This window comes from Pontibacter chinhatensis, assembly GCF_900113285.1.
In the GTDB taxonomy this organism is placed as follows: Bacteria; Bacteroidota; Bacteroidia; order Cytophagales; family Hymenobacteraceae; genus Pontibacter; species Pontibacter chinhatensis.
In genome coordinates this window covers 512,283-534,378 of record NZ_FOOT01000003.1, presented here as the reverse complement: position 1 = coordinate 534,378, position 22,096 = coordinate 512,283, and the positions used below count along the sequence as shown (strand labels likewise).

Genomic DNA, 22,096 nt, shown 5'->3' with positions numbered 1-22,096 from the left:
CGTGACCCTAAAAACTTTCCGTAAACTGCCCGTGCTGCTCCTGCTGGTAACCTCGGGCCTTGCCCTGCCCGGTTGCTCCAGTACCGATAAGCTAAACACCGCAGCGCCGGAGGCAATCGCCTCGGCAGCTCCTGCCTACAAGCCGCAGCTCTCCTCTATCAGCATTCCGATTTCTATACCGGTGTCTGCCATCGAGAGCAGGCTGAACCAGGAGATCGCCAACACGCTCTACAAGGACACCAACCTGAACGACGACAACCTGGCTGTGACGGTAACACGCAACGGCAGCCTGAGCATGCGCGCCGAACGGGACAAAGTATACTTTTCGGTGCCGCTGCGCATCTACGCCAAAGGCCGCTGGAAGTGGGACCCGTGCAAGTTCTGCCCCGCCATCGACAAAACAGAGGACACTGCCTTCGACATGATCATCAAGACCGAAAGTAAAATCGGCTTAACGGAGGATTACAATATCAAGACCATTACCAGCGGAGACTTTGAGTGGGGCAATACCAAGCCCGTGCTGGAGCTGGGCCCGCTCCGGATTGGCCTGGCCCGCTTTGTAGAGCCGGCGCTGCGGCAGCAGATGGCTACTCTCTCCCAGCAACTTGACAAGGAACTCCAAAACCGGCTGGACGTGAAAAAGTATGTAGCCGAAGCCTGGCAACAGCTGCAGCAGCCCGTAAAGCTCGACGATAACCTGAATGCCTGGCTGACGGTAGTGCCCCAGGAGGTACGCATGGCGCCGCTGCTGGCACAGAACGGCAACCTGAACACCCGCCTCGGGGTTACCTCCTACATCTCCGTTACCACCGATGGCAAGCCGCAGGTGCAGGTAAACAAGAACCTGCCGCGCCTGATTGTAGACAACCGCATGAGCGATGACATACAGATCGGCCTTACCGCCAGCGTCCCTTACGCCCATGCCAGCAAGCTGCTGCAGGAACAGGTGGCCAAACAAACCTATACGTTTGACGGCGGCAAGAGCGAAATTACGGTGAACGAGGCGGCCATCAGTCCGGGAGGGGAGCAACTGGTGCTGATGCTGGACGTGAACGGCAAGACCAAGGCCGGGCTGTTTACTAAGAAGATACAAGGTAAAGTATACTTGCGCGGCACACCTTACTACGATGCAGCCACTGCCTCTATCCGGGTGCGCGACGTAGCCTACGACCTCGACACGAAAGACAAAATACTGAGTGCGGCCAGCTGGTTGGCGCAGAACAAGTTTGAGGCGATGATTCAGCAGCAGGTGAGCATTCCGGTGCAGCACGAGCTGAACAATGCCCGGAAAATGCTGCAATCCGCCCTCGACAGCCAGGGGCGTATTCATGAGTCGGTGCTGCTGCGCGGAAGTATAAAAGAGATCACCCCCGACAACATCTACCTCACCCAGGATGGCATAAAGGCCGTGGTGAACGCCAAGGGCACGCTGACCGCTACGGTGGATAAGCTGTAGTCTCCGGACAAAAGAGTGTTTGACAAAGGACAAAGGACTTCTTTCAGGTAGAGAGAAGTCCTTTGTCAAACATCAAAATTTCTCAATCGGCGTGGGGCTGTTGAACACCTCATCCGGTACCTTGGCGGGGGCAGCTATGTGCGGCAGCTTAAAGTCGCTTTCGGGGTTGCTGCGGTCGCTGGCCAGCTTTATACTTCCGTAGTCGCGGTAGTCGCTCCAGCGGCGGGTAAAGGAGGGCTCAGCATCGTTGTAGTTCCGGTAAAAGGCCCACTGCGTCACCAGCCCCTGCTCCTTGTCTACCCAAACGTGATACTTGTTCTGCGGCGTCAGGCCCACTTCGTTAAAGGTCATCTCCAGTATATCGGCCGGGGCGCCGTCCATGGTTTTGCCTTCGCCCAGGTACGTCAGGTTTACGCCGGGGTCCAGCAGTTTAAAGGGCATCACGAGCCAGTACGAGTTGTTTATCCAGAGGGCATAGGCGCGTTCCAGCAACTTCTGCTTTTCCTCTCCCTCCTGCAGCTCCCGGCCGGCTACGTATACTTTGCCGTCCTTGGTGTCGGTGCTGATAACGGCTACCAGGCTATCCATCTCCCAGCGGAAGCGGTGCTGCTGCTTGTCCCACACCTGGTACTGGTCGTTAAAAGTCCAGGCTAGGTAGCGGGTGTCGTTCCAGCCCTTCTCTCCGCCCATGTTGTCGATGACCTCGCGGGCAATGCGTTGGGCTTTCTCTTCGGGGGATTGAGCACAGGCCAGCGGCAGGAGCAGCAGGCACAGAAGCAGTGGCTTGAGCAGGTATCGGAGGGCCATCGGTTTATACTTTGTTAGCGCTCCCGTGTACGGATTTATACTTGCTCAGGATGCTGCATCGCTGCTACAGCTGCCCCTGTTTTAACCTGAGTAGAAGCCACTGCGTAGTTTAAAAATCACACCAGAAGACAAAACACGCCCTATGGCCAAATATACACTTAAAGGAATTTTCCAGCTGCTTAAAACCTCTGTGGACGGCTTCCTGGAAGCGAACGCGCTGCGGCTGGCGGCGGCACTTGCGTTTAACGCCATTTTCTCCATTCCCCCGCTACTGCTCATCATCATTAAGGCGGCTGGCTTTTTCTTTGGCGAGGAGGCCGTGTCGGGAGAGTTGGAGAAGCAGGCGTCTGCGGCTATCAGTCCGGAGGCGGCCTCCTCTATCCAGACCATGGTGCAGAATGCTAGCACGACCGAGTCGTCAGGTTGGGCCATGTGGGTGGGCATCGGTACGCTCATCTTTGCCGCCACCACCTTCTTTGTTACCTTGCAGCAGTCGCTCAACAGTGTCTGGAACCTGAAGATAAAGCCTTCCAGCAGCATCCTGCGGATGGCCAAGGAGCGGATGTTCTCCTTCGGGCTTATCCTGAGTATCTCGTTCCTGATGCTCATTTCCTTCGTCATCAGCGCAGCTATCTCCCTGCTGAGCGATTACCTCGGGCAATTATTGCCAGGCATTGGCGTGTGGCTCATCAAGCTGCTGGACTTTGCCCTGTCACTTGGCCTAATCACCTTGCTCTTCGCCCTGATCATGAAGTATTTGCCTGACGCCCACATCCGCTGGAAGGACACGCTGATTGGCGCCCTGATAACGGCGCTGCTCTTCACGATCGGCAAACTCCTCATCAGCTGGTACCTGGGCACCTCCGACCCCGGCTCGGCATATGGCGCGGCGGGCTCCATCATCCTTATCCTTGTCTGGATCTACTACTCCTCTATGATCGTGTTTTTTGGGGCGGAGTTCACGCAGCAGTACGCGCACAAGTATGGACAGCACATCACCCCTAAGTCGCATGCCGTGTTTGTGGAAGAGCGTGAGCTAGCCGACAGGCCACAGGACCGGGAAGGCACCGGCCGGCCACGGGCAGAGGGCAGGTTTGAGGGGTAGAATTCGCTGATCTTTATTCGGTAAATAGGCGCTGCCTTGTCAGATCCAATTACTTTGGTTGTCAATGCTATACTTGCGTGTTCGCTTTAACCTGAAGGCGTTGCGGTGTTCGCGCGAGTGTCTGGCGTTGGCTATACTTTATACTTTGTCTGAATCAGGATTTGCAGGATCTGGGGATAAGCAGGATTTCTGCAGTGCCGGGCCCAACCAACCCTGCCCCTCCGAGGAGGGGAATTGTCTTCAGGCGATTACACCCCTGTGGTCCCCTCAAGGGGACAGTTCTGTATTACTATTTTATACTTTACTTTCCAGTAGCAGAAGCTATGGCTATCGAATCTGTTCCCAGCCTTTGGGTTGAGCGCCTTGTAGTTTTCCGGTGCCCGGAGGGCATTGCGACCGCAGGGTAGCAAAGGAAATGTACACCGCGCGATGCCCGAAGGCGAGCCCTCTCGGGCTTGAGAGCACCAAAGCCAGAGATGCAACGATGCTCATGTAAATCTGGAGGATGAACAGAAGCTAGCAAGAATAGCTTAGTTCAAATGGAAGGAAGCCGTGGCTATGAAAGTATAAATTGGCAAGTATAAAAGTATAGCAGCAGGTATAAAGTATGGCTTTTCAAGCCAGTCAAGTTGCAAACTTGACACCATTGTAGGACACAAGTCTGAAGACTTGCGCCATAAAAAGCAATTTAAGCAGGGCTCTAAAGTATAAACCCGGCTTCTGCAAGTATGAGCAGAAGCCGGGTTTATACCTTGACTGGCTTTATACTTTACGCCGGTTGCTTCTCCTTCACGGCCAGCTGGCCGCAGGCCGCATCGATGTCTTTGCCACGGCTGCGGCGCACGTTTACCTGCAGGCCACGGTCGGCCAGGTAGTAGATAAACGCCTGCAGACGGTCGTCGTCGGTGTTCACGAAATCGGCGTTCTCGATCGGGTTATACTCTATCAGGTTGATCTTGCATGGAATAATTTTGGAGAAACGCAATAGCTCCTCGGCATCCTGCAGGGTATCGTTGAAGTTATCAAACACGATGTACTCGTACGTTACCTTGCGGCCCGTTACCTGGTGGTAGTGCTTCAGGGCGTCCTTCAGGGCCTCCAGCGAGTTGGTCTCGTTGATGGGCATAATCTGGTTGCGCTTCTCGTCGTTGGCTGCGTGCAACGACAAGGCCAGGTTTGCCTTTACGCCATCATCTGCCATCTTCTTTATCATCTTGGCGATGCCGGCCGTGCTTACCGTGATGCGGCGTGCTGCCATGCCCAAACCATCGTGGGCGGTGATGCGCTCGATGCTCTTCATCACGTTGGCATAGTTCAGCATCGGCTCGCCCATACCCATGTACACGATGTTGGTGAGCGGCTGGCCGTACTGCCGCATACTTTGCTCGTTGATGCGCACCACCTGATCGTAGATCTCGGCGGCATCGAGGTTGCGGACGCGATCCATGTAGCCGGTGGCGCAGAACTTACAGGTAAGCGAGCAACCTACCTGGCTGCTAACACAGGCCGTCTTGCGCTCCTCGTGCGGAATGAGCACGCCCTCCACAATGTTGCTGTCGTAGAGTTTGAAGGCAGATTTAATCGTGCCGTCGTTGCTCAGCTGCTCGGTGGCCACCTGCACGGCGTTAATGGAAAAGTGCTGGTCCAGCTTCTCGCGCAGGGCCAGGCTCACGTTGTTCATTTCCGCAAACGACTGGGCAGAATGCTTCCAGAGCCACTCGTATACTTGTTTGGCCCGGAAAGCCTTCTCGCCGTTCTCCACGAGCCATGCCTTCAGGTCGTCGAGCGACAGCTTACGAATATCTTTCTTGGTTAAAACCGGAATGTCTGCAATCAAATTCATACCACAAAATTACAAAAATCATCCGGCTTTAGTTTCAATCTTTGCCTTTACTTCGTCGGGCAGGGCCATCAGCTTGCGCTCCTGGTAATTAAAGCAGAGCATGCCGGTTTTGGCGCGGGCCACTTCCTTGCCGTGCTGGTTACGCACGTGGTAGGTAATGTCGAAGCCATACTTGCTGATATCGTCAAAAGCCATACTTATACTTAACACGTCGCCGTAGAAGCCCTCGCCCTTGTACTCTATCGCCACGTCGGCCATGATGAGGCTGGCACCGCCTATACTTAGCTCGCTCCAGCCGAAGTGGTTTAACAGCTGCATGCGCGCCTCGTGCAGTATGGAAAGGAGCGCGTCGTTGCCCAGGTGGTTGCCGTAGTTGAGGTCGGTGACGCGCACGGGGATGCTCGCCGTGAAGTGGGTGTGCGGAGGGATGCTTACTTTTACTCTTGCCATGGGGAGAAGGTATTCTTTGTTATGATGCGCCCGCGTATATAAATTTGGTGAATTCTGATTATAATATATTGCGAGCTCTCTGCTGTAATGCGTACCTTTGCAAAGTAACACAAAAACCATGCACCTCGAAATCCGACAGACAAAAGACGGCTCCAACACCCTTTACGTGCCCGAACTGAACGAGCATTACCACTCGGTGCACGGCGCTCTGCAGGAATCGCAGCATGTGTTTGTAAAGTATGGGCTGGAGCACGCGCTGGAGCAGAAGAAAGACCTCAAGGTGCTTGAGGTTGGTTTCGGCACCGGCCTGAACGCCATCCTGACCTTCCCGTACGCGCTGGCCAAGAAGGCCTTTATCCAGTACGACACGCTGGAGAAATATCCCCTCTCAGAGGAGGTGGTGCAGCAGCTGCACTACGAGAACATCATCCTGAACCCGGAGCTGTACGACTATTTCCTGAAGCTGCACCAGGCCCCCTGGAACGAGCCGGCAGAGGTAATCCCATACTTCACGCTGCAGAAGATGCACGAGTCGCTGGAGGAGTTTGTGGCGCCGAACTCTTATTATGATGTAGTGTACTTTGATGCCTTTGCCCCCGAAAAGCAGCCGGAGCTGTGGGCCGACGCTATGTTCGAAAAGCTGTATAAGGCTACCCGCCCGGGTGGCATTCTGGTTACTTACTGTGCCAAGGGCTCGTTTAAGCGCAGCCTGAAAGCGGCCGGCTACGTGGTGGAGGCGCTACCCGGCCCTCCCGGCAAACGCGAGATGACGCGGGGCGTAAAACCGCTGCTGCCTCGCTAAGCAGCAGCGCCCTCTGTAGCTGATATTCAAATAGTTATACTTTATACTTCTGATTCTCCGCCTGAGAAAAGCATCTCTTTTTGTGCCTTTCTGCCGCGGCACGAAAATTAATCAGGATTGTCTGCTTCGAAGATGAACCTAATCCAGAACGAAATGGTTAGGAGCTAAATTGCACTTTTTTGCAGCCACCATACTTTGAAATTTCAAATAAAGCGCTACATTGCGATATAGAAACGTATCCCCCTAATCGTTCACTCATATGAAAAGCTTACTTAGAAAAGTTTCTTTTAGCATCATCAAACCGTTTCTTCCTAAGTATGAGGTGGTTTGCACGACGTATCAGGTAATTCCGGGGCTTCCGGTAAACGGCAACCAGCAGCGCCATACTTTTGAGAAGGGTGCCTCTGACGAAGCCAGAAAGTTTTATGTGAAGGTGGTAAACTCTGACATGACCAGAACCATGGCTCCGGTAGAAGTGCATCTGAAGCGCCGCGGCAAAACCATCGAGAAGAAGCACTTTGGCCCGGTAGACGAGCTGAAGAAGTTTAACGTGGTTTACAAGGGCTAACAAGACTACACAATCGCCATGAAACAAAAAGCCTCCCGGTGCACCGGGAGGCTTTTTGTTTATATTGATATGAGATTCTTAAAGCTTACTCGTTAATAAACTTGGCCTTAATCAGGTCCAGCATCTTGGTGAAGTGCTTCTTGTCTTCATTGGTCAGGTACGCCCTCCAGAGGCCCTCCACCAGCAGCATCAGGATTTCCGTTTCGAGCTCCGGCTCCTTATGGCCGAGCTTGCGGAAAGCTTCGTTCAGCTTTTTCTTCACCGAGTTCAGGTAGCGCTGATGGTGGCGCTGCGCCACTTCCTCGTCCACCATCCGGAACTGCATCCGCCAGAAATCACGCTCATCCTCCACCAGTTTCTGTGGCATATCCAGTACGTTGCTGATCAGCTTGGCGGGGTCATTCTCCTCCACCGATTTCTTGCTTCTCTCGGTAATGCGCCTGTAGCCGGCCTTCACTACCGCTTCCAGCAGGTTTTCCTTGCTGATGTAATGCTTGAAAATAAGGCCCTCTGATACGCCAGCTACCTTCGCTATCTGGCTGGTGGGAGTGGCATCGTACCCCTTCTCTGCGAAAAGGGTTAATGCGGTGTCTAAGATGAGTTCTTTCTTGGTCTTGGCCATCTCTGTAAATATAGCAGATTCTGCAACGTGTGGGCAGGCGTCATAAGCGGCCTGCTGGGGTTAACTACAAAAATACAATATAGCAATTAAAAATTAAGCCTTTGAGCGCGATAGGTTTGGCTATACAAATATACTGTTAAAAATCTGCCTGTTGTTATACTTGCGCCCGCACAGCGTTTCTTTATACTTTTAACCTCTGTTCCCTGAGTATGTTTATCTGTTTTCTGCTATATTCATACATTCGCAGCCCCTGAAACAAACTTATTATGAGACACCTGCTCCTCCTGCTCGCCATTCTGCTCACGCCGGCTATTGCCGCAGCCCAGAAGCAGGTAAACCAGAAGATACGGGCACAGATTCTGGACGAGGGGTACCGGCTGTACCGCTCCGAGATGGCCTCCTGGCGTGGCACGGATCTGTTCCTGGAAAACTACCCCGAGCTACGGGAGAAAGCGGGCGGCTACTTCTCCTACGAGCACAACGACAGCACCCGGTGCATTTTCTTTAGCAAGGGTGAGCAGCCACAGGCACTCATCTCCTTCACCTTCGACAATAGCTTTACCACCGACAGGGCAAAGGTGGCGCAGCAGGAGCGGCCCTTCACCAAGCTGGAGCGCGACCTGTATCAGGTTCGCAAAGCCGCACTAGCCGAGATTAATGCCGACACGCTCTTTCAGCAATACAACAACACCAACCTGAACCTGGTACCGCTTATCAAAGGCAAGGAGAAAAAGGTGTATGTGCTAACCGGCCCCCAACTGCAGGGCGTGGTGATACTGGGCAACGACTACCTGCTTACTTTTGATAGTAACAACAAAGTGAAGAGCAAACAGAAGCTGCATCAGAACATCATCCCCATCGACTTTAAAGCAGACAGCGTGGAGGAAGCCTCCACCATGCACACGCACCTGCCCTCCACCGGCGGTTACATGACACCAACCGATATCTGCACCCTGCTCCTGTACGGGCAAATGAGCCAGTGGAAGCAGCATTATACCTTGTCGCAGAACTTTATCTCCATCTGGGATGTGGAGAAACGGGACCTGGTGATGCTAACCCGGAAGGCCTGGGAAAAAATCATGCAGCACCAGGAGGCCAAGCGACAGAAGAACTAAGCCTCCTCCCGCCGCCATACTCCCTGCGGCATCACCACCGCGTCCAGCGGCACATCAAAGGGATTGGGGTCGGCGATGCGTTCCACGGGTGGCTCCAGGGAAAGGCCTACTTTGAGCACGTCGGGGCGGCAGTCGTCCAGGAAGCGGTCGTAAAAGCCTTTGCCGTAACCTACGCGGTGGCCAGCCTTATCGAAAGCCAGCAGCGGCACCAGCACCACGTCCACCTCGTCGGCATGAATGATGTGGGCGTCCTGCGGCTCGGGGATACCCCAGTTATTTTCTATCAGCACGGCCTCGTCGGTGAGGTGGTGGTGCGTGAGGATGTTCTGCTCCACATCGGTGACCGGCACCGCCACGCGCACCTCAGGGTGCTCCTGCCGCAGCCGTTCGATAATGAGCCAGGTATTGACCTCGTTGTTCTTGATAATAGGCAGAAACACATGCACCGTTTGCCCGGGCCGCAGCGGAAAATGCCGGAAGAACATCTCGGCGATGCGCATGCTGCGCTGCTGCACCTCCTCCCGTGGCAAGGCGCGCCGCTGCCGCAGCATCTGCTTCCGAAGTTCGGCTTTCAGCATCAGGCCTCCTCCAGGATAGTAAACTTAAACTCCAGTGGGTCAAACGCCTCTACCAGGGCCGGTATAAAGTCAGGGTTGTTTGTCTGGTAGGTGAGCAGGTTATCCTTACGTTCCTGCAGCGTGCCGCCCGGAAAGAGCTTTTCCTTCAGGTTTTCCAGCTGCTTAAAGGTTTGTTCGTGCTTGCTGTCGCGGGCTTTGGAGAGCTTCTTCTCCAGCATGTGCAGGGAGTTAGCCGCTTTCTGCGCTTCGGCTCCCACGGCTTTCACCAGGGTCGGGTCTATACTTTCGGCCAGCTTCTCCACCTCGGCAAAGGCGGCAGCTACCGCCTCGCGCTGCGCCTCCAGGCTTATTTCCTCCTCATGCAACTGGCTGGATAGCTGCTTTTTCAGTTCCTGGAAATCCTGAAACAAATCCAGTGGCTGCAGGCCCAGCTTGTGCATGCGGCTGGCGTTGCTGCGGCTGATGTACAGGGCTGAGTTGCGCAGCATCAGCAGTGGGAAAGCTACGTTATAGGTTTCAAACAGCTTTTTGAGTTGGAACCAGTAGGCCACCTCGGCACCACCGCCAATATAGGCCAGGTTCGGAAGTATAAGCTCCTCGTAGAGCGGGCGAAGTATGACGTTGGGGCTGAAGCGCTCCGGATGCTGCTGCGCCTCCTGCAATAGTTCCTCTAAAGTATAACTCAGGTCGGTGTTGAGCACTTTATACTTATCGCCTTCCTGCACAATCCGCTCGCGCAAGTTATCTGTCAGGTAAAACAGGTTGATTTCGCGGGAGTATACCTGCGGCTTATAGCCTGCCTCCTCCAGTTGCTGGCTCGTCTCGGTCACCAGCTGATGCGACAGCTGCTCGGTCAGTTCTTTTTCTACCACTGGCGTCAGCGCCTTCTTCAGTTCGCTGTGGTCGCCATCTATACTTACCAGGCCATACTCTCCGAACAGCTCGTGCGTGATGGCACGGGTGGCATCTGCCAGGTTTTTGCTGTGGCGGTACGCCTCCTCAAACACCGGGTAAGCCTCCGGTAACTCCTCCAGCAGCTGGGCCATACTTTCGGTGGAGAACCTGCCCACGGCGCCGGTCTGGTCGCTCTCCCAGGTATACTTCTTCCCGAAGAGGTTAAAGTAGTTGATTTCGGCAAAGTCGTGGTCCTCGGTAGCCATCCAGTACACCGGCACAAACCTATACTCCGGGTACTGCTGCTGCAGCTGCCGACAGGTGTTTATCGCCGTGATGATCTTATAAACAAAGTATAGCGGCCCGGTGAAGATGTTGAGCTGGTGGCCCGTGGTAACGGTGTAGGTGTTGGGCTGGCGCAGCAGGTCGATGTTTTGCTGCACGTTGGGGTGAACCTCGGAGATGGAAGTATACTGCTCCTGCAGCGCCTGGTACAGCGTCTGGCGTTGCTCCTGGCTAAAGTTTTTCTCCTTCAGTTGTTCCCCGAAGGCCTCCAGAGTTGGGAATCGGTTATAAAATGGCTGTAACTGCGGGCTACAACAAAGGTAGTCGGTTATGGTCTTGGAGAAAGCGCCGGTGGCGGCATAGTCTACGTTGGTGATCTTCATGGTCTGTACTTCCATCTGCTTTGTGGCCGGGTTTAGCCCTTTTAACAGTTTAGGGCGAAATGTGTTGCGGATAATTTATACTTTGCCGCGCCAGCACAAAGTAAAGGTTTTATTTTGTCTCCTTCAGGATTTTTGGATTTATAGCCAAACAGGAGCCATACTTTATACTTACCGATACGGCCGCTTTACGTAATGAATGGAAAATCTATACTTTTATACCTATGGGACTATTAAGCGGTATGATGGGACACGCCTCCGAGGTGTCCATCGAGAAACTGGCCAAGGAATTTCAGCCTATCCTGATCGACGACGAGCGTATTGAGCGGGCGTATAAGCTGATCCGGGACATGCTCGTGTTTACCAACAAGCGGCTTATACTTGTCAACAAGCAAGGCCTCACCGGCACCAAAACCGATTACCAGAGCATCCCCTACAGCAGCATTAAGATGTTCTCCAAAGAGAGCGCCGGCATCGGCGACCTGGACGCTGAGTTGAAGATCTGGCTCACCGGCGAGGAACAGCCCACCATCAAGCAGGACTTCCGGAAAGGGGACAATATCAACGAGGCGTACCGGGTGCTGAGCCGGTATGTGCTGAAGTAGGAGCTGCTTTACCTAGTCCAACCACCCCTACCCCTCCTTGTCTAAGGCGGGGAGCCTGTAGTTACTTTGGCAGATTTATGACTTCATATTATCGGCTTATATCTTCATACGCCCCACAGCAAGTACAAGATGGGCCAACTCCAACATGATCAAAGGTAGAAGCGGATGCATTTGGTATAAGACAGGAGAGGTAGTAGGTAAAAGCTCCCCTCCTTGGACAAGGAGGGGCAGGGGTGGTTGGACACTCTTGCTAAAAACAAACAGCCTTGCAAGTATACTTACAAGGCTGTTTATATTCTTAGGAAATGGTGCTACTTGATGCGAGCTATGCGTGTCGCTTACACTACCACCTCTCCATACAAATCAAAATCCGAGGCATCGTTGATCTTCACGTTGGCAAAGTCGCCCAGGCGTACGTAGTTGCTGTCGGCTGGCACGAGCACCTCGTTGTCTACCTCCGGGGAGTCGTACTGGGTACGGCCCACGAAATAGCCGCTTTCCTTGCGGTCAAAGAGTACTTTGTAGGTATTACCGATTTTCTCCTCGTTCAGCTCCACCGAAATGCCCTGCTGCAATTCCATGATGGCGTCGGCGCGCTCCTGCTTCACCTCGTCCGGCACGTTGTCTTCCAAAGTATAGGAGTGCGTATTGTCCTCATGTGAGTAGGTGAAGATGCCCAGACGGTCGAACCTAGTTTCTTCCACCCAGTCATACAGCTCCTGGAAATCCTGATCTGTTTCGCCTGGGTGACCGGCAATTAAGGTAGTTCTCAAGGCAATGTCCGGTACGCGCTGGCGGATTTGGTCTACCAGCTCGATGGTACGGCGCTTGCTGATACCACGGCGCATGGTCTTGAGCATGTTGTCGGAGATATGCTGCAGCGGCATGTCCAGGTACTTGCAGACGTTCTCACGCTCGTTCATCACATCAAACACCTCCATCGGGAACTGCGACGGGTAGGCATACTGCATCCTGATCCATTCAATGCCCTCTACATCCGACAGGTTCCGCAGCAAATCGGCCAGCTTGCGCTCGCCGTAGTGCTGCAGGCCATAGTAAGTCAGGTCCTGGGCGATAAGTACAAGTTCTTTCGTTCCCATACCTGCCAGGCGCTTCGCCTCACGCACCAAGTCCTCTATCGGACGGTCTACGTGCTTGCCACGCATCAGTGGTATGGCGCAGAAAGAGCAAGGGCGGTTACAGCCTTCGGCAATCTTGAAGTAAGCAAAATGAGAAGGTGTGGTCAGCAGGCGCTCCCCGATAAGCTCGTGCTTGTAGTCGGCCTCCAGCGTCTTAAGCAGGCGCGGCAGCTCCAGTGTACCAAAATAGGCATCCACTTGCGGGATCTCCTCCTCCAACGAATCCTTGTAGCGCTGCGAAAGGCAACCTGTCACGTATAGCTTATCAATCTGCCCGGCCTCTTTGGCTTCGGCGTAGCGCAGAATCGTATCGATAGACTCCTGCTTGGCATTGTCGATAAAGCCACAGGTGTTCACGATAATGATGTTCGAATCATCCTTGTCAGACTCGTGTGCCACCTCAAATTCGTTGGCACGCAGCTGCCCCATCAGTACTTCGGAGTCCACCAGGTTTTTAGAGCAACCCAAGGTAACTACGTTAACCTTATCCTTCTTAAGCGATCTTACTTTCACGGATTAATAACTTGCTTGATAATTGATTAGAAACTCTACTTGTGTTACCTGCCCCTGCTGCACCTCCACCGGGTTGATGTTCATCTCCCCGTCGTAGATACTGGCAAACAAACCCTTCTCCTCCTTCGAGAAAAGGCTGTACCTGCCGGGCTTCAGGCTAACTGCAAAGTTACCGTTAGCATCTGTAACAACCTGAGTCACTAAATTAGTTTGAATGTTGGTGTGAAAAACACCTTCTGTGGTGTTGGCCTGGCTGGCGTTGGTGAGCTCGTAGATGTACAAGGTTCGCTCTACGCCGCGGCCTTTGCTGGGCGGCGCATCTGGGGAGGGCATCTGGTTACCCGATACCCACAGCACCTGGCCGCTGATTCCCTGCTGTATAGGAGCTTGCTGGCCCTGCGCGTCTTTTGCCTGTTCCTGGTTTTCCATCGGCTCCTGTTTGTTTTGATGGTGTTGGTTGGCGCCGTTGCACTGCGAGAGCAGCAGCGCCAGCAACAGGAACTTAGCCATGGCCATACTTTATTTGCGGGAGAAGAACGACTCTACAAACTCGTGCTTGTCAAACAGCTGCAGATCCTCAATCTTCTCGCCCACGCCGATATACTTCACCGGGATCTTAAACTCGTCCGAGATGCCGATCACTACGCCGCCTTTGGCTGTACCATCGAGTTTGGTAATGGCTAGCGCCGTTACATCGGTAGCCTTGGTAAACTCACGGGCCTGCAGCAGGGCGTTCTGTCCTGTGCTTCCGTCCAGCACCAGCAGCACCTCATGCGGCGTGTCCGGTGTTATCTTCTGCATCACGCGCTTGATCTTGGAGAGCTCGTTCATCAAACCTACCTTGTTGTGCAGTCGCCCGGCAGTGTCGATGATCACCACATCGGCGTTCAACTCCACGCCTTTCTTCACGGCGTCGTAGGCCACAGAGGCAGGGTCGGTGTTCATGCCGTGCGAGATAACCGGTACACCCACGCGCTCGCCCCAAACAATGAGTTGGTCCACGGCGGCGGCACGGAAAGTATCGGCGGCACCCAGCACTACCTTTTTACCGGCTTTATGGAACTGAGAGGCTAGTTTGCCGATAGTAGTGGTTTTGCCCACACCGTTCACGCCCACGACCATAATTACGTAGGGTTTGATGTCTTTCGGCAGGTCGAAGTTGGCGCCGTCGCCGGCGCGGTTCTCCTCCAGCAGGGCGGCAATCTCCTCGCGCAGGATCGTGTCCAGTTCGTCGGTACTTACGTACTTGTCGCGGGCCACGCGCTTCTCGATGCGGTCGATTATCTTCACTGTCGTGTCCACTCCTACGTCGGCATGCACCAGGATTTCCTCCAGCTCGTCGAGCACTTCCACGTCTACCGTGGACTTGCCCATGACAGCTTTGCTCAGCTGCCCAAAAAAGCTGCTTTTGGTTTTTTCAAGGCCTTTATCCAGCGATTCTTTTTTCTTCTCTTTGCTGAAAAAGTCAAAAATTCCCATGCCGGTTTTTATAGTGTAGGGTGAATGCTATCTCAGTGATACGGTAATATACTAAAAAAGTCCCAACAGTGGGACTTCTTCATGTAATCTATCTATCGATGTAGAGTAGGCTGTATTATTTCTTAGAAAGGAACTCCTGAACTTTGTCAACAGGCACCATCTCTTCTTTAAAGCCGTAAGCACCAGTTTTTGGAGACTTCACAGCTTTGATCACTTTTGCCCAGTCTTTACCTGTAGCGGTCTTTAGGGTTGCAACTACCTTCTTAGCCATGGTTATTTAATTTCTTTATGTACAGTTACTTTTTTCAACACAGGGTTGTACTTCTTCAGCTCAAGACGCTCAGGAGTATTCTTTCTGTTTTTGGTAGTGATGTACCTTGAAGTTCCAGGCATGCCAGTAGCTTTGTGCTCTGTACACTCCATAATCACCTGGATTCTATTACCTTTTGCTTTTTTAGCCATCTCGACAGTAATTTTTTATTTAGGACTGCAAATATAAAAGCTTAAATCTCTAATTACAAACAATGTATAAATTTTCTTGTGAAACACCGCCGGGCGGTTCACACTATTTACACTTGCCACACGCTGCGCCTCTTGTTATTACAGGAAACGGCAAAGGTTAAAAAAACAGCAACGGAGCGAATGCATCACTGCTTCTCTCCGTTGCCGATGTTTATCGTAAAGTACCAGATGGCTTTCTCCGGAGATGCCTGCTACTGCGCTTCAGCTAAGCTGCCAGCGGCTTGCAGCCGGAAGTATGCCACTACTAGTACAGGATGTAACCTTGCTCAGCAGCTTTTTTCAGCACTGCAGAGATACCGTTCTTGTTGATGGTTCTCAGTGCAGAAGTAGAAACTTTAAGCGTTACCCATGCATCCTCCTCCGGGATGTAGAAACGCTTCTTCTGTAGGTTTGGATAAAACTTACGCTTCGTCTTGTTGTTAGCGTGCGAAACCTTATTACCTACCTGTGGTCTTTTACCTGTTAAGTCGCAAACTCGTGCCATCTTGTATTCTTTTCTGGTTTATTCAATAGGGGTGCAAATATCTATAAAAAGATACAGAATATCAAACCTGTAGCTAAAATTTTACTTTGGCTGTATAAAATCTGCATCGCAGGCGCCGCTCCGGTAACAGGATTTATACTTTCTTCTGTTTGGCAGCCACCTCTTTCCGGAAGCCGTAGGGGCAATGCCTGCAGGCGTTTCTGCAACAGTAGCCGCGCTTCTGCAGGTACTTGGCCGTGAGCACCATCAGTCCCTGCTCGTTAAAGTAAAAGTCCTCTCCTTCTGTTAATTTCTGCGCCAAAGCCCTGCCTGTTTTCCCGCAAAGCTCGGAAATAAAGTACTCGCCTCCAAAACCTATCCGTTTCCTTTCCTATGGCTGGGCAGCACCGGGCATTCGTTTTGAAGTGGTCCGTAATTGTGTAAATTTGACAACAACTACACCCAATTCTTTGTAATATAGAGGAGCGGCTACACTGCCTTTACCCAAGAGATCTGATAATTGAAAACTATGAACACGCAAACCTTTACCTCCAGCCAGCAGGCCATCGAAACCGAAGAAAAGTATGGCGCCCATAACTACCACCCGCTGCCCGTAGTCCTGAACCGCGGCGAGGGGGTGCACCTGTGGGATGTGGAAGGAAAACGCTACTACGATTTCCTGTCGGCCTATAGCGCCGTGAACCAGGGGCACTGCCACCCCAAAATTGTAGGGGCCCTTACCGAGCAGGCACAGCAGCTTACGCTTACCTCCCGCGCTTTTTACAACGATAAGCTCGGACTGGCGGAAAAGTATATCTGCGAGTTGTTTGGCTACGATAAGTCGCTGTTCATGAACTCGGGAGCAGAGGCCGTGGAGACCGCTATCAAACTGGCCCGCAAGTGGGGCTACCTTAAAAAGGGCATTGCCCCGCACAATGCTGAGATCATCGTGGTAGAGCGTAACTTCCATGGCCGCACCACCGGCATCATCTCCTTCTCCACCGACCCCGACTCCACGAAAGGCTTCGGGCCGTACATGCCAGGCTACAAGGTGATTCCTTACAACGATTTGGAGGCGCTGGAGCGGGCTCTGAAAGAGAACCCGAATGTGTGCGCCTTCCTGGTAGAGCCGATTCAGGGTGAGGCTGGCGTAGTGGTGCCGGACGAGGGATACCTGTCCAAAGCCCATGCACTGTGCAAGGAGTACAACGTGCTGCTGATGACTGATGAGATACAGACAGGCATCGGGCGCACGGGCAAGCTGCTGGCCAGCTACTACGACGATGTGAAAGCCGATGTGCTTATACTTGGCAAGGCGCTTTCGGGTGGCGTACTGCCGGTTTCCTGCGTACTGGCCAACGACGATATCATGCTGTGCATCCAACCAGGTGAGCACGGCTCTACATTCGGAGGAAACCCGCTGGCCGCCATGGTGGCCATTGCCGCCCTGGAGGTAATTAAGGATGAAAACCTGACCGAGAACGCCTATAAGTTGGGCGAGCTGTTTCGGGAGCGCATGCAACGCCTGATAGAGAAGCGCCCTGAGCTGGTGACACTGGTACGAGGCCGCGGCCTGCTCAATGCCATCATCATCAACCCGACACCAGATGGCCGCACCGCCTGGGACGTATGCGTGGAGCTGAAGGAGAAAGGCCTGCTGGCAAAACCGACGCACGGCGACATCATCCGTTTTGCGCCGCCGCTGGTGATGACGGAAGAGCAACTGCACGAGTGCTGCGACATCATCGAGGACGTTATCCTGAATTTCTAACGTATACATCTGCGAAAAGCAGGAAAGGCAGGGGCTACGGCTTCTGCCTTTTTTGTTGGTTACTGTTTCATTTCAGGACAAATAAGTGTCCACCTGCGAGCACCTGGGGTTGTCGTAAGTTTGGCATGTCAGCCTATACTTGCCCGGTTTACACTTTCGCCTGCCCCATAATTCCGGTAGCCATACTTTTAGCTTCACCACCAGCTTCTTTGGCAGCAGCTGGCACTATATATGCTATGGCTATACTTACCATTTCTACCACTTCTTTACCTATAAAACTATGAAAAAAGGATTACGAACCGCTGTACTGGCCGGCTTGCTGGCACTACAGGCTTGCTCCATGCCGCACATGGCTGTGGAGCCCACGTTTAAAGAGCAGGCGCAGGAACTGCCTGTAGAAGGCCGCAAAACCTTTAAGCCAAACGGTAGCTTCGCCATCGGCAATTATACCGTAGGCAATGTGCACCGCGGCTGGAGGAACAGCGGCGGCTTCAACCTCTTCGGTTACGAAAATGTCAAATCAAGGCAGCAACACGAGTTTAGCCTGAGGAGCGCCCAAGGCATGGAGTGGTATGTATTTGGAGCCAGCCGCCTGCACGAGAAGAACTTGAAATCTAACAATGGCATCAGTATTCGGCTTTCGCCCAACCTGGAGTACTACGCCAGCTACTTCACCTCCCCGGAGAGCGGACAATGGCACCTGCTTACCGCCGACCCAGGCCACTACCAGGACCGCCAGCGCTTTGAGGGGGAGCTTTCCAACGGCAGCACTGTTTATGCGGTAGTGCCCGTGTATAAGTTCGAGGGTAAAAGTATGCCGCTGCCCGATATGGTGGGTTACGAGTTCAAGGCCGGCGACCAGGTACTGGGGGCGGTGCAGGTACTAAACAATGGCAAAGTATGGCTGCAGCCTGACCTCTCAGACGATACGCGCATGGTACTGGCCAGTGCCATGGCCTCGCTGCTGCTCTATGAGAAGCTCCACGACGCCAACACCTCGCTTGAACCAAACCTTTAGCAGCCGCTGTTTCCCGCAACTTGACAGAAGCTATACTTCCAAACTACAGTTCATCCTCCAGATTTAAATAAGCTACTGTTGCATCTCCTGCTTTGGTGCCCTCCCAGGCCGGGAGGCCTCGCCTTTGGAAGAGATCTGGTTAGAATTCCCGATAGTTCTCTCGCGGTGCCTGAGATGACGGGGAAAGCAGCAAGTAGAATTCCCCTCTTGGGAGGGGTTGGGGTGGGTTTATACTTTGTAGGGACAAGTCGAGACCTGTCTGCGCAAAGTATAGCAGCTACAAAGCTTATACTTCAGCCAAAGTAATTACAAACTCCCCTCCTTGGCTAAGGAGGGGCAGGGGTGGTTGGACCCGGTAAAGGCATTTACAAAAGCATCTAAAAGCTTTGCAGTAATACCTTTCTAGCCGCTGTTACTCACCACCCCTAAGCAAAAAGGCCTGCAGCTTTTCAGCAGCAGGCCTTCACATTGGCTTAAACCATTCTGTTATCTTATAATTCGCAGGATTATCTGCATTGTCGCTATTGTCATCCATATCCTATTCATTTAAGCATACGTTGGCGCGTTAGAAAATGGCTTTAGCAAAAGGTTTGCGCGAGAAAACAGTTACCTCGTTCACATCTTTCAGGCGGCAGATAAAACGGGTCATGCGCTCCACGCCAAAACCTCCACCAGCCGTTCTCGGGATAGCGCCCTCTTTGGCTACCTCCAGGTAGTGCGCAAAGGCTTCCTCATCGGTACCTACTTCGGCCATACGCTTGCGGATTTGATGGTACTCGTACTCGCGCTCTGCCCCTGAGAGTCCCTCACCGAAGCCTTCCGGCCAAATCACATCGTAGTTCAGGTAAGTGCCCGGCTTCTTCGGATCTTCTTTGTCGTAGAACTCGCGCTTGTGGTTCAGCAGCCAGAACGGCTCTGTTGCCTCCTCCGATTTAATGCGCTCATAGTCCGGTCCGAGCTCCGCCTCCAGCTTTTCAGTGCGGTGTACTTGCCACTTCTCGTACTGCGGCAGCAGCTCTCCACGCAGCTCCAGTATGGTCTCTGGTATCTCCTCGTTCAGGCGGCGGAACACGAAGTTTACCAGCTCCTCCATAAACTCCATCACAAAAAAGCGGTCCTTGCCCTTAAACTCGAAGTCAATCTGCGTAAACTCAAACAGGTGGCGGCCGGTGGCGGCGCGATCAGAGAACTCCAGGCGCACGTTTGGCGACACGATGTAGAGGCTGCTCAACTCCGGGTTCATCAGGGCCAGCTGCTTGTGGAAGATCATCGACTTGGTAAGGCTCCAGCGTTGGTCGGCATAGCCGATGGTGGCATCTACCACGCCATGGTTCAGCGGGTCGGTAATGGGGGAGAGCATGAGCGGCATGAGCTGCGTCAGCCCCTTTTTGTACATGAAGTCGTGGGTGGCCCGAACGATGCCCTGCTGCACCTTCAAGATTTTAGGAAGTTGCACGCGACTGAGGTGGCGCACCGTGTCATCTAATACTGTAGATTCCGTTAATGTTAATGTTTCTGACATTTTTTTGTTTATTTGATAATGAATTAAGCGTTTATACATCACAAATGTAAAAACAGTTGTTCTTAATTAAAAATTTAACAAATATAATTTTATTTATTTATCAAATTTTCAATAATAACCTTTATCTTTGAAAATATGTTAAAAGAGGTAGGTAAAAGAGCGTATGCATTACGAAATTGATAAACTAGATAAACAGATTTTGCGGCTGCTGATGCAGGACGTAACCCGCCCCTACACCGATATTGCCAAGGAGCTGAACGTTTCGGGGGGGACCATCCATGTGCGCATGAAGAAACTGACGGAGATGGGCGTGGTGAAAGGGGCGCAGTTGCTGATAAACCCGGCGGCCGTAGGCTTTGATATCTGCGCCTTTATCGGGGTTTTCCTGGAGAAGGGCTCGGAGTATAAAGAGACGGTGAAGAAGTTGAAAGAGATACCCGAAGTAGTGGAGCTGCACTACACCACGGGCGCTTACAGCATGTTTGCCAAAATCGTCTGCCGCGACACCAACCACCTGCGCGAGGTACTCAACGAGAAACTGCAACCCATCGAGGGCGTACAGCGCACCGAGACCCTGATATCACTGGAGGAAAGTATAAACCGCCAGATACAGATTGAGTAACAAATAAAAAAGAGACGCAGTGATTGCTGCGTCTCTTCAAGTATAAATTCGGTTTTATTTGCCCCAGAGGTGCAATTTATAGCTCACACCCGTCGGAGACGAGCGAGGGCAAATAGGCTACTTTTTCAGAATCAGGATAATCTGTTAAATCCTGGGAAATCTCTGGTCTACTTCAGCTGCTGCAGGGCCTTGCGCAGCCTGCCCACGGAAGCTTTGATATCCTCCAGCGAGGCACCTCCTACCGACAGCCTGAACCAGTTCAGGTCTTTGCCAGAGCCGAAGGCCGAGAATGGCACTACTGCCAGCTTGGCCTCGTGCAACACATAGAATGTGATGTCCTGGCTTGTCTCCAGCACCTTACCCTCCGGCGTGGTTTTACCTGCCAGGTCTATCTTGGCAGAAAGGTAAATGGCCCCCATCGGCTCGATGGCATCCACAGCAAATCCTTCCGCCTTCAGCTCCTGGAACCCGTTATACAAGGTATTCAGGCTCTCCCGCACTTTCGGCTTAAACTCGTTCATGAAGCTGTCTACCGCCTCTGGGTTCTGCAGGAATTCGGCCGTAGCCATCTGCTCGGCCTTAGGCGCCCAGGCACCCACGTGACCCAGGATGGATTTCATCTTGTCCATCACTACAGTCGGGCCAAAAGCATAGCCTACGCGTACGCCAGTGGCAGCAAAGCACTTGGAGGTACCATCGATGTAGATGGTATAGTCGCGCATCTCGGGGCGCAGGCTCACCGGGTTGTAGTGCTCGGCCTGGCCAAAAGTCAGCATCCAGTAAATCTGGTCGTAGAGCAGGTACAGCGGTTTCTCGCCTTCCCTGCGGCTGCGGTTCTCCTCCAGCACCAGGTCACAAATCTCCTCCAGGTCTTTTTGGGAGAACATCGTACCGGTTGGGTTCAGCGGAGAGCATAAGGCCAGCATGGTAGCGCCTTCCAGATGCGGCTTCACGTCGGCGGCAGTCGGCATAAAGTTGTTCTCCGGGCGCGTTTTCACCTCTACCGGCGTTGCGCCAGACAGGTGGCAGTAGTGGTTGTTATTCCAGGAGGGAGTAGGGTATACCACCTTATCGCCCGGGTCTACCAAGGCCAGGTAGGTGGCGTAAATGAGCGGACGTGAGCCACCCGCTACCAGGATGTCGTTTTCCGGGTACGTAAGCCCCAGGCGCTCCTGCGTGAAGTTTACCACCGCTTTGCGCAGCACTGCCACGCCGTTGGCAGGCGGGTAGTTGGTGTGGCCTTGCTCATAAGCTTTGGTGATGCCCTTGCGCAGCTCCTCCGGAATCGGGTAAATGCTGGGGTTAAAGTCGCCGATGGTGAGGTTACAGATAGGCTCGCCTTTGGCTATCATCGCGTTCACCTCGCCGGCTACCCGAATAATTTCGGAGCCGATTAGGTTTTGCGCCATTTTAGAAACTGTCATGTTGTTGAATTCTGAGTGGGAAATAGGTGCAACAAAGTTATGGATTTATAGGTTAGCGCGCGTTATACTTTATTATTTTGTTTATTATACCTGCACTTTACAAACACAATCAT

24 protein-coding genes are annotated in these 22,096 nt (G+C 52.9%); 9 read left to right on the top strand and 15 right to left on the bottom strand.

The features are described from left to right. Nucleotide 1 precedes the first annotated feature (1 nt). The gene (locus BM040_RS11500) at nucleotides 2-1,456 is read left to right on the top strand and encodes a DUF4403 family protein (RefSeq protein WP_092101251.1); all 1,455 of its coding nucleotides are present in this window, start codon (nucleotides 2-4) and stop codon (nucleotides 1,454-1,456) included. Nucleotides 1,457-1,528: 72 nt separating this feature from the next. Here the strand turns inward: BM040_RS11500 and BM040_RS11495 are convergent, their stop codons facing one another. Beyond that, nucleotides 1,529-2,263: a hypothetical protein gene (locus tag BM040_RS11495; RefSeq protein WP_092101249.1), complete on the bottom strand. Its 735-nt coding sequence runs from the start codon at nucleotides 2,261-2,263 to the stop codon at nucleotides 1,529-1,531. Between the two features lie 142 nt (nucleotides 2,264-2,405). On the opposite strand from BM040_RS11495, the gene BM040_RS11490 reads away from it, so the two are divergent. After that, nucleotides 2,406-3,368, top strand: a complete 963-nt coding sequence (locus BM040_RS11490) for a YihY/virulence factor BrkB family protein (RefSeq protein WP_092101247.1) — start codon at nucleotides 2,406-2,408, stop codon at nucleotides 3,366-3,368. A gap of 769 nt (nucleotides 3,369-4,137) precedes the next feature. On the opposite strand, the gene rlmN is transcribed toward BM040_RS11490, so the two are convergent. Continuing rightward, nucleotides 4,138-5,211, bottom strand: coding sequence for a dual-specificity RNA methyltransferase RlmN (gene rlmN / locus BM040_RS11485; protein WP_092101245.1), 1,074 nt, complete (start codon nucleotides 5,209-5,211; stop codon nucleotides 4,138-4,140). A gap of 18 nt (nucleotides 5,212-5,229) precedes the next feature. Next, nucleotides 5,230-5,661 carry an acyl-CoA thioesterase gene (locus BM040_RS11480; protein ID WP_092101243.1) on the bottom strand — a complete coding sequence of 144 codons (432 nt, stop codon included), beginning with the start codon at nucleotides 5,659-5,661 and terminating at the stop codon, nucleotides 5,230-5,232. Between the two features lie 118 nt (nucleotides 5,662-5,779). Between BM040_RS11480 and mnmD the strand changes: the two genes are divergently transcribed. Further along, entirely contained in the window at nucleotides 5,780-6,463 is a 684-nt protein-coding gene (gene mnmD / locus BM040_RS11475; RefSeq protein WP_092101495.1) for a tRNA (5-methylaminomethyl-2-thiouridine)(34)-methyltransferase MnmC2, read from the top strand. A gap of 259 nt (nucleotides 6,464-6,722) precedes the next feature. Next, on the top strand, nucleotides 6,723-7,031 hold the full coding sequence (locus BM040_RS11470) for a hypothetical protein (RefSeq protein ID WP_092101241.1): 309 nt from the start codon (nucleotides 6,723-6,725) through the stop codon (nucleotides 7,029-7,031). Nucleotides 7,032-7,116: 85 nt separating this feature from the next. Here the strand turns inward: BM040_RS11470 and BM040_RS11465 are convergent, their stop codons facing one another. Then, nucleotides 7,117-7,653 carry a TetR/AcrR family transcriptional regulator gene (locus tag BM040_RS11465; RefSeq protein ID WP_092101239.1) on the bottom strand — a complete coding sequence of 179 codons (537 nt, stop codon included), beginning with the start codon at nucleotides 7,651-7,653 and terminating at the stop codon, nucleotides 7,117-7,119. Nucleotides 7,654-7,919: 266 nt separating this feature from the next. Here BM040_RS11465 and BM040_RS11460 point away from each other — a divergent pair, with 266 nt between their 5' ends. Then, on the top strand, nucleotides 7,920-8,768 hold the full coding sequence (locus BM040_RS11460) for a hypothetical protein (RefSeq protein WP_092101237.1): 849 nt from the start codon (nucleotides 7,920-7,922) through the stop codon (nucleotides 8,766-8,768). Here BM040_RS11460 and BM040_RS11455 read toward each other — a convergent pair. Further along, nucleotides 8,765-9,346, bottom strand: a complete 582-nt coding sequence (locus BM040_RS11455; RefSeq protein ID WP_092101235.1) for a 5-formyltetrahydrofolate cyclo-ligase — start codon at nucleotides 9,344-9,346, stop codon at nucleotides 8,765-8,767. The two genes, BM040_RS11460 and BM040_RS11455, sit on opposite strands and share 4 nt — an antisense overlap. Continuing rightward, entirely contained in the window at nucleotides 9,346-10,923 is a 1,578-nt protein-coding gene (bshC, locus tag BM040_RS11450; RefSeq protein ID WP_092101233.1) for a bacillithiol biosynthesis cysteine-adding enzyme BshC, read from the bottom strand. The genes BM040_RS11455 and bshC overlap by 1 nt, the downstream gene beginning before the upstream one ends. A gap of 206 nt (nucleotides 10,924-11,129) precedes the next feature. Between bshC and BM040_RS11445 the strand changes: the two genes are divergently transcribed. Further along, on the top strand, nucleotides 11,130-11,510 hold the full coding sequence (locus BM040_RS11445; RefSeq protein ID WP_175491048.1) for a PH domain-containing protein: 381 nt from the start codon (nucleotides 11,130-11,132) through the stop codon (nucleotides 11,508-11,510). 338 nt (nucleotides 11,511-11,848) lie between these two features. On the opposite strand, the gene rimO is transcribed toward BM040_RS11445, so the two are convergent. The 7 genes from rimO to BM040_RS21750 all read right to left on the bottom strand — a co-directional run bounded on the left by rimO (nucleotide 11,849) and on the right by BM040_RS21750 (nucleotide 15,948). Continuing rightward, entirely contained in the window at nucleotides 11,849-13,162 is a 1,314-nt protein-coding gene (gene rimO / locus BM040_RS11440; protein WP_092101231.1) for a 30S ribosomal protein S12 methylthiotransferase RimO, read from the bottom strand. A 3-nt stretch (nucleotides 13,163-13,165) separates the two neighbouring features. Next, complete coding sequence (locus tag BM040_RS11435; RefSeq protein WP_092101491.1) at nucleotides 13,166-13,672, bottom strand: carboxypeptidase-like regulatory domain-containing protein; 507 nt, start codon at nucleotides 13,670-13,672, stop codon at nucleotides 13,166-13,168. Nucleotides 13,673-13,681: 9 nt separating this feature from the next. Beyond that, a complete protein-coding gene (ftsY, locus tag BM040_RS11430) occupies nucleotides 13,682-14,641 on the bottom strand; it encodes a signal recognition particle-docking protein FtsY (protein ID WP_092101228.1) in 960 nt (319 codons plus the stop codon). A 115-nt stretch (nucleotides 14,642-14,756) separates the two neighbouring features. Then, the gene (locus BM040_RS11425) at nucleotides 14,757-14,912 is read right to left on the bottom strand and encodes a DUF4295 domain-containing protein (RefSeq protein WP_073851610.1); all 156 of its coding nucleotides are present in this window, start codon (nucleotides 14,910-14,912) and stop codon (nucleotides 14,757-14,759) included. 2 nt (nucleotides 14,913-14,914) lie between these two features. Further along, entirely contained in the window at nucleotides 14,915-15,103 is a 189-nt protein-coding gene (rpmG, locus tag BM040_RS11420) for a 50S ribosomal protein L33 (RefSeq protein ID WP_073851609.1), read from the bottom strand. Nucleotides 15,104-15,407: 304 nt separating this feature from the next. Then, the gene (gene rpmB, locus BM040_RS11415; RefSeq protein ID WP_092101225.1) at nucleotides 15,408-15,647 is read right to left on the bottom strand and encodes a 50S ribosomal protein L28; all 240 of its coding nucleotides are present in this window, start codon (nucleotides 15,645-15,647) and stop codon (nucleotides 15,408-15,410) included. 133 nt (nucleotides 15,648-15,780) lie between these two features. Then, nucleotides 15,781-15,948: a C1orf53 family protein gene (locus BM040_RS21750; RefSeq protein WP_175491047.1), complete on the bottom strand. Its 168-nt coding sequence runs from the start codon at nucleotides 15,946-15,948 to the stop codon at nucleotides 15,781-15,783. Between the two features lie 207 nt (nucleotides 15,949-16,155). Here BM040_RS21750 and rocD point away from each other — a divergent pair, with 207 nt between their 5' ends. Together rocD and BM040_RS11405 are read left to right on the top strand one after the other, a co-directional pair. Next, nucleotides 16,156-17,397 carry an ornithine--oxo-acid transaminase gene (gene rocD, locus BM040_RS11410; RefSeq protein ID WP_092101223.1) on the top strand — a complete coding sequence of 414 codons (1,242 nt, stop codon included), beginning with the start codon at nucleotides 16,156-16,158 and terminating at the stop codon, nucleotides 17,395-17,397. A 280-nt stretch (nucleotides 17,398-17,677) separates the two neighbouring features. Further along, nucleotides 17,678-18,415, top strand: coding sequence for a hypothetical protein (locus BM040_RS11405; RefSeq protein ID WP_139217795.1), 738 nt, complete (start codon nucleotides 17,678-17,680; stop codon nucleotides 18,413-18,415). Nucleotides 18,416-18,980: 565 nt separating this feature from the next. Here BM040_RS11405 and BM040_RS11400 read toward each other — a convergent pair. Continuing rightward, a complete protein-coding gene (locus BM040_RS11400) occupies nucleotides 18,981-19,937 on the bottom strand; it encodes an asparagine synthetase A (RefSeq protein WP_092101219.1) in 957 nt (318 codons plus the stop codon). A gap of 163 nt (nucleotides 19,938-20,100) precedes the next feature. On the opposite strand from BM040_RS11400, the gene BM040_RS11395 reads away from it, so the two are divergent. Next, a complete protein-coding gene (locus BM040_RS11395) occupies nucleotides 20,101-20,559 on the top strand; it encodes an Lrp/AsnC ligand binding domain-containing protein (protein ID WP_092101217.1) in 459 nt (152 codons plus the stop codon). A 167-nt stretch (nucleotides 20,560-20,726) separates the two neighbouring features. Here the strand turns inward: BM040_RS11395 and BM040_RS11390 are convergent, their stop codons facing one another. Continuing rightward, nucleotides 20,727-21,983 carry a pyridoxal phosphate-dependent aminotransferase gene (locus tag BM040_RS11390; RefSeq protein ID WP_175491046.1) on the bottom strand — a complete coding sequence of 419 codons (1,257 nt, stop codon included), beginning with the start codon at nucleotides 21,981-21,983 and terminating at the stop codon, nucleotides 20,727-20,729. Between the last annotated feature and the right edge of the window lie 113 nt (nucleotides 21,984-22,096).